This is a genomic window from Pantoea sp. EKM21T, assembly GCF_011800405.1.
Taxonomy (GTDB): domain Bacteria; phylum Pseudomonadota; class Gammaproteobacteria; order Enterobacterales; family Enterobacteriaceae; genus Pantoea; species Pantoea agglomerans.
In genome coordinates this window covers 706,168-712,639 of sequence record NZ_JAALFV010000001.1, presented here as the reverse complement: position 1 = coordinate 712,639, position 6,472 = coordinate 706,168, and the positions used below count along the sequence as shown (strand labels likewise).

The following is a 6,472-nucleotide window of genomic DNA, read 5'->3' as shown; positions in this document are numbered from 1 at the left end:
GGGCGAAAGGCGGGGCGGCACAGGATGTGCCATCCCCGGCGGTCCGTCAGGCAGGCGAATGAAGTGAAGGAACCGCGAAGCGGCGCGAGGACCGCCAGCCCCTGCCCGGCACCAGACTGCGGTATCACCTGTCGCTTAACTGACTGACATTACCGCTTAGCGGCCATTTTTTTGGCGAATATCGTCTGTCAGGATGATTCTGCCGGTGACTGATTAACGCTGGGCTTCGCCGCCCAACGCTTCAACCAGATTGCTGGTCAGTGCGGCCAGTTCGCTGGTCATCAGAATAAAGTCCGCATCAAAGCGCTGTGCAAAATCTTCGCGGTCAATATCGTCGTTCTGGTCGCGCAGCGTGTCGCTGAACTTCAGACGCTTCACTGAACCATCATCGGCCAGCACGAACTGAATGCGCTCCTGCCAGTCGAGCGCCAGTTTGGTCACCAGCTTGCCCGCTTCGATGTGGTTGGCGATCTCATCGCACACCAGATCCTGTTTCTTGCAGCGGATAACGCCGCCATCTTCCAGCAGCGCTTTCAGCTCCGCTTCATCCATCAGGGCGAATCCGGCAGGCAGCTCGCCTGATCGTACCCATTCGGTCAGGGTCAGTTCAATCGGGCTTTCCAGCGTCAGCGGCACCACCGGCAGTGAGCCCAGGCTTTTACGCAGCAGCGCCAGGGTATCTTCCGCTTTTTTAGCGCTGGCACAGTCAACCATAATCAGGTTGTTGACCGTGTCGATCCACAGGTAGGTCTGGCTGAAACGGCTGAAGGCGCGCGGCAGCAGGCTGTGCAGCACTTCATCTTTCAGCGAATCTTTTTCGGTCTTTTTGAGCTTGCGGCTCTGCTCAGATTCCAGCTTGTCGATTTTCGCTTCCAGCGCCTGTTTCACCACCGGCGAAGGCAGGATTTTCTCTTCTTTGCGAGCGCAAATCACAATCTGGCCTTTGTTTTCATGGGTCAGCGCATCGCTGCGGTTGCCCATCGGCGAGACCCAGCCGGTCTTGCTCATATCCTGACTGCCACACGGTGAAAACGTGAAGGCGTCGAGCTGCTTTTCCATCTCATCTGCGGACAGCGGAATGTCACGATTCAGACGATAAACCATCATATTTTTAAACCACAACATCGGGATTCCTTACCGTGGCGCGATCGGGCGCACAAGTCTGCGAGAGTCAGCGCGCATGATAGCGAAACATCGGAGTGGTTTCATTGCCTTTCCGGCAGACGCCTTTTACTGTATCTCTCACCTGAACGAATAATGAGGACGTAATCTTGCGCATAGGCATAGATCTGGGTGGCACCAAGACAGAAGTGATCGCATTGTCGGATAAGGGAGAGGAGCTGTTCCGCCACCGGGTTAATACCCCGCGTGATGACTATCAGGCAACGGTGCAGGCGATTGTCGATCTGGTCACGCTGGCGGAGCAGAAAACCGGCGAAACCGGCACGGTGGGTCTCGGTATTCCCGGCACGCTTTCGCCCTACAGTAAGCGGGTAAAAAATGCCAACTCCACCTGGCTCAACGGTCAGCCGCTGGATAAAGATCTGGCGCAGGCGCTGAAACGGGAAGTGCGTATCGCCAACGACGCCAACTGCCTGGCGGTGTCGGAAGCGATCGACGGTGCCGGTGCCGGACAGTCGCTGGTGTTTGCCGTGATCATCGGCACCGGATCGGGCGCCGGTGTGGCGATCAACGGTGAGTCGCGTATCGGGGGCAACGGCAATGCCGGTGAGTGGGGCCACAATCCGCTGCCGTGGATGGATGAGGATGAGCTGCGCTACCGTCAGGAAGTGCCCTGTTATTGCGGGCAGCAGGGCTGCATTGAGACCTTTGTTTCAGGCACCGGTTTTGGTATCGACTATCAGCGGCTGAGCGGCGTGCATCGCAAAGGTGCGGAGATCGTCTCGCTGCTGGCGCAGCAGGATCCGATCGCCGAACTGGCGATGAGCCGCTATGAGCTGCGGCTGGCAAAATCGCTGGCGCAGGTGGTGAACCTGATCGATCCCGATGTGATTGTACTGGGCGGTGGGATGAGCAATGTAGATCGTCTCTATCAGACCGTGCCGGTGCTGATGAAGAAGTGGGTATTTGGCGGGGAGTGTGAAACGCCGGTGCTGAAGGCGCAGCATGGCGACTCCAGCGGCGTACGCGGTGCGGCGTGGCTCTGGCCGCTTAACGGCTGAGTTACCCGAGCATCCGCTGACGATTCAGCGCCGGAGAGACCCGGCGCTGAATCGTTAACCCACGGCACGGCACTCACCCGCGCCGGTGTTATTCGCCGACCAGCATACTGTCCTGCGGCGCCCGATCGCGCTGGGCTTTGGTGGCGAGGAAGTAGAGATAGCCTGCCAGCATGATGGCGAAAAACAGCGCGCCAATCACCGGATTAAACCACAGCATCGCCAGCAGACAGACCACCGACAGCAGCAGGGCGATGCCCGGAACAATCGGATAGCCCGGCGCGCGGAAACTGCGGACCATCTCCGGCGCGCTGCGGCGCAATTTAAACAGACTTAGCATACTCATGATGTACATCACAATCGCGCCAAATACCGCCATGGTGATCATCGCCGCCGTCAGCGTCATCCCCTGCAGATTAATCACGCCATCGCTGTAAATTGCCGCGATACCCAGCACGCCGCCGAGAATAATCGCCCGATGCGGGGTCTGGAAACGCGACAGTTTGGCCAGAGAAGGCGGCAGATAGCCCGCGCGTGCCAGGGCAAAAAACTGCCGTGAATAGCCGAGGATGATGCCGTGGAAGCTGGCAATCAGGCCAAACAGTCCAATCCACACCAGCATATGCATCCAGTTAGAGTGTTCGCCGACAATCATTTTCATCGCCTGCGGCAGCGGATCGTTAATGTCGGCAAGTTTGCGCCAGTCGCCCGCGCCGCCCGCCATCAGCATCACACCTATCGCCAGCACCACCAGCGTCAGAATTCCGCTGATGTAGGCGCGGGGAATGGTCCGGGTCGGATCTTTCGCCTCTTCGGCCGCCATCGCCGCGCCTTCAATGGCCAGGAAAAACCAGATGGCAAAAGGAATGGCGGCGAAAATCCCGGAGAAGGCGGGCAGTCCGAAGCTGTCACTGCCTGCCCAGCCGTGCGCGGCGAAGTTCGCCAGGCTGAAGCCGGGTGAAACCACACCCATAAACACCAGCAGTTCAATCACCGCCAGCACCGTCACAACCAGTTCAAACATCGCCGCCAGTTTTACGCCGAGAATATTCAGCGTCATAAACACCAGGTAAGCCCCGACCGCCGCAGTCTTCGGGTTCAGTTCGGGATACTGCACGTTGAGATAAGCCCCAATCGCCATGGCAATCGCCGGTGGCGCAAAGACAAACTCAATCAGCGTCGCCAGACCGGCAATCAGTCCGCCGGTTTCGCCAAAGGCGCGGCGACTATAGGCAAATGGCCCGCCTGCATGGGGGATCGCGGTGGTCAGTTCGGTGAAGCTAAAAATAAAGCAGGTATAGAGCGTGGCGATCAACGCGGTGGTGACCAGAAATCCCAGCGTGCCCGCCACGGCCCAGCCGTAACTCCAGCCAAAATATTCGCCTGAAATGACCAGGCCAACCGCAATCCCCCACAGATGCAGGGTGCCCAGAGTGGGCTTGAGTCTGTTTGTCATACTGTTATCCCCGTCGTTGTTGGCTTCGCGCGGCGTTACACCGCCATTACGCTACAGTAAGGGGATAATGCCGTTGCATTACTCGCCACGACTTGACGCGGGCGCAGTGACTTCTGTTCTCCACGGTCAACTCACAGGCAACAACCGGGCCAGCTGCACGCTGCGGTCAACTTTGTCTCTTCCGGAGTCAAGCAGCTCACCTTCTGGCAACGCATGCTGAGATAACGCAAGTGACAAGGAGCCGGACTGATGAGCGCTAAACAATATGACAACCTGACTGATTCCCAACTCACCCTGATGGCGCAGCAGGCGCTGGCCTGTTATCCCGCCGCGCTGCAGGGCCAGCTCAGCCTGCTGTGCCGCTCAGAGAACGCCACGTTTCTGCTGCAGGCGGCAGGCCGGCGTTATGCGCTGCGGCTGCATCGCGGCGATTATCATCAAAAAGCCGACATCGTCAGTGAACTACTGTGGCTCAATGCGCTGCGCGAAACCGGCATTATGGTGCCGGAAGCGGTGCCGGACAAAGAGGGCGAAACCGTGCTGACGCTGCGGCTGCCGGAGGGCGGTGAACGCTACGTGGTGCTGTTTCACTGGATCGACGGAGAGATGCCGACCACCGACGTCGATCCCCGCGCTTTTCAGCAGCTCGGCCAGATCACCGCGCGGCTGCATCAGCACAGTAAACAGTGGCAGCCGCCTGCGGGTTTCCAGCGCATCATCTGGGATCACCACACCATGACCAGCGCAGAGAGTCACTGGGGACGCTGGCAGGATGCGCCGAATCTGAATCCTGCCGATCATGGCGTGGTAGAGCAGGCGATAAGCCAGGTCGGCGCGGCGATGACGCAGTTCGGTAAAGGATCGGATCGCTATGGCCTGATCCACGCCGATCTGCGGCTGACCAATCTGCTGCTGCACAAGGGCGAAACGCGGGTGATCGATTTCGATGACTGCGGGCTCGGCTGGTATCTGCACGATCTGGCGGCGGCGATCAGTTTTGTTGAGCATCATCCGCGCGCGCCAGAGTGGATCGATCACTGGATCCGCGGCTATGAGCAGGTGGCGCATATCAGCGATGCGGAGATGGCCATGCTGCCCGCGCTGTTGATCCAGCGTCGTATCCAGCTCACCGCGTGGGTGGGATCACATGCCGAAACCGAAATGGCGCGCAGCCTGGGATCGGCGTGGGCCAGCCACTCGGTCCGCCTCTGCCGCCGTTATCTGGAAGGTGAGCAGCTGCCGGTCGGCGTCTGATGCACCAGCGGCGGGCGTCGCTGCGCCGCCGCAGTGCCCTGCGCGTAGCCCGCACGCCGCCCGGACAGCCCGCAGGCGGCGCGTCGGGCATCAGGGACCTGGTATGGAAATTGCTCGGATAGGAGTAACGGGTGATCCACCTGAATTCTGACTGAGGCGACCATGAATCCGACACTGATAAAGCCCGATGCGTTTGCGGCCTGCTCGGCAGCGGCGGGGGCAGGCAATCACGGCGTGCTGGCAGCGGCGGCGACCGGCTTAGGCGACTTTATTCATACCCAGGGCGGCGATGTTGATCGTATCTTCGGCATCAGCGGCATCGATCCGGAGCGCCTGGCCAGTCCGACGCTCAGCCTGGGGCTGGTTAACTACTGTCGGGTGCTGGAGGAGGCGGCGCGTCACTCCGGTTTTGATAACTTCGGTTTGCACTACGGCAGGCAGTTTAAACCGCAGTCATTAGGCCTGATCGGCTACATCGGTTTGTGCTCCGCCACGCTGGAACAGGCGCTGCATAATGTGGTCAACGCGTTTCCCTGGCATCAGCACGACACCTTAACCCGGCTGGTGGATAAGGGAGAGTGCTGGCGGCTGGATTATCAGGTGCGACATGGCGCGATCCTGTCGCGCCGACAGGATGCAGAGCTGACGCTGGGGATGTTTATGAATCTGATCCGCCACGTGGCGGGCAGACACTGGGCACCGCGCGAAGTCCACTTTGAGCATCCGCGTCCCGGCCAGTGGCACGATCACTGCAAAGTGTTTGATGCGCCGGTCTGGTTCGATCAGCCGTTTAATTCACTGGTGATCCCCAAGCGCGATCTGCTGCGCGCCATGCCGGAGAGCGATCCGATCCTGTTGATGGTGATGCAGGATGCGATCCGGCGGCTTAACCGTGGGACGTCGCAGCAGAGCATGATTGAGCAGGCGCGTTCGCAGGTTAATTTATCGCTGATGCAGGGTGAGCCGGTGCTGGAAGAGGTGGCGGATAAGCTCGGACTGTCGAGCTGGTCACTGCAGCGGCGGCTGCGCGAAGAGGGCAGCAGCTTTACCGCGCTGGTCGATCAGGTGCGCTGCGAAATGGCGACACACTATCTGCAGCAGAAGCAGCTGCCCATCTCTGAGATGGCGCTGCTGCTGGGCTACTCGGAAGTCAGCGCGTTTTCACGCGCGTTTCGTCGCTGGTTTGGCATCAGTCCGCGCCAGTGGCGTCAGGAAGGTCTGGCCAGCTAACCGCGCGGCGCAAAGCCGAACCACGCCGGTTGTCCAGGCTCCGGCGGCGGCGGCAGATCGCGGGTCTGCGCGACCAGCTGCCAGGCGCGCAGGCAGAGCGCTTCATCACCCTGCGTCTGGGTCACCGCATAATGTCTGCTGTGTGGTTGCCACTCCATCCGTACCAGGCATTGCTGACCGGCGTAACGCGCCGCATCGCTGAACTGCCGGTTCAGTACTGGCTGCATTTGATTAGTCCAGTGACAGGATTGGCTGTCTGGATCTTTCGACGGCTGACAAAGGTTTGCCACGCTATCCCGTTGCTTTGTCACAGGTTGCTGACAGGCGCTGAGCGACATTGCAATAATCACTC

Annotated in this window: 6 protein-coding genes; 3 read left to right on the top strand and 3 right to left on the bottom strand. The window is 59.8% G+C overall.

Annotated features, from left to right (window positions below):
• Positions 1-213: 213 nt before the first annotated feature.
• The gene (gene rdgC / locus HFD87_RS03470) at positions 214-1,125 is read right to left on the bottom strand and encodes a recombination-associated protein RdgC (protein WP_022625153.1); all 912 of its coding nucleotides are present in this window, start codon (positions 1,123-1,125) and stop codon (positions 214-216) included.
• Positions 1,126-1,271: 146 nt separating this feature from the next.
• Here rdgC and mak point away from each other — a divergent pair, with 146 nt between their 5' ends.
• Entirely contained in the window at positions 1,272-2,183 is a 912-nt protein-coding gene (gene mak, locus HFD87_RS03465) for a fructokinase (protein WP_167422933.1), read from the top strand.
• A gap of 88 nt (positions 2,184-2,271) precedes the next feature.
• Here the strand turns inward: mak and eat are convergent, their stop codons facing one another.
• Positions 2,272-3,636 (bottom strand): ethanolamine permease, encoded by a 1,365-nt coding sequence (eat, locus tag HFD87_RS03460; protein ID WP_033766618.1) that lies wholly within the window; start codon positions 3,634-3,636, stop codon positions 2,272-2,274.
• 249 nt (positions 3,637-3,885) lie between these two features.
• Between eat and HFD87_RS03455 the strand changes: the two genes are divergently transcribed.
• Positions 3,886-4,890, top strand: a complete 1,005-nt coding sequence (locus HFD87_RS03455) for a phosphotransferase enzyme family protein (RefSeq protein ID WP_010671182.1) — start codon at positions 3,886-3,888, stop codon at positions 4,888-4,890.
• A 162-nt stretch (positions 4,891-5,052) separates the two neighbouring features.
• Positions 5,053-6,120: an AraC family transcriptional regulator gene (locus HFD87_RS03450; protein ID WP_033766619.1), complete on the top strand. Its 1,068-nt coding sequence runs from the start codon at positions 5,053-5,055 to the stop codon at positions 6,118-6,120.
• On the opposite strand, the gene HFD87_RS22880 is transcribed toward HFD87_RS03450, so the two are convergent.
• Positions 6,117-6,347 carry a cell envelope integrity TolA C-terminal domain-containing protein gene (locus HFD87_RS22880; protein WP_010255303.1) on the bottom strand — a complete coding sequence of 77 codons (231 nt, stop codon included), beginning with the start codon at positions 6,345-6,347 and terminating at the stop codon, positions 6,117-6,119. The genes HFD87_RS03450 and HFD87_RS22880 overlap by 4 nt on opposite strands.
• Positions 6,348-6,472: the final 125 nt, after the last annotated feature.

Bases quoted from the DNA above. Each gene is read 5' to 3' on its own strand.
- HFD87_RS03455 (WP_010671182.1), top strand. From the start codon at position 3,886: ATGAGCGCTAAACAATATGACAACCTGACTGATTCCCAACTCACCCTG.
- eat (WP_033766618.1), bottom strand. From the start codon at position 3,636: ATGACAAACAGACTCAAGCCCACTCTGGGCACCCTGCATCTGTGGGGG.
- HFD87_RS03450 (WP_033766619.1), top strand. From the start codon at position 5,053: ATGAATCCGACACTGATAAAGCCCGATGCGTTTGCGGCCTGCTCGGCA.
- HFD87_RS22880 (WP_010255303.1), bottom strand. From the start codon at position 6,347: ATGCAGCCAGTACTGAACCGGCAGTTCAGCGATGCGGCGCGTTACGCC.
- rdgC (WP_022625153.1), bottom strand. From the start codon at position 1,125: ATGTTGTGGTTTAAAAATATGATGGTTTATCGTCTGAATCGTGACATT.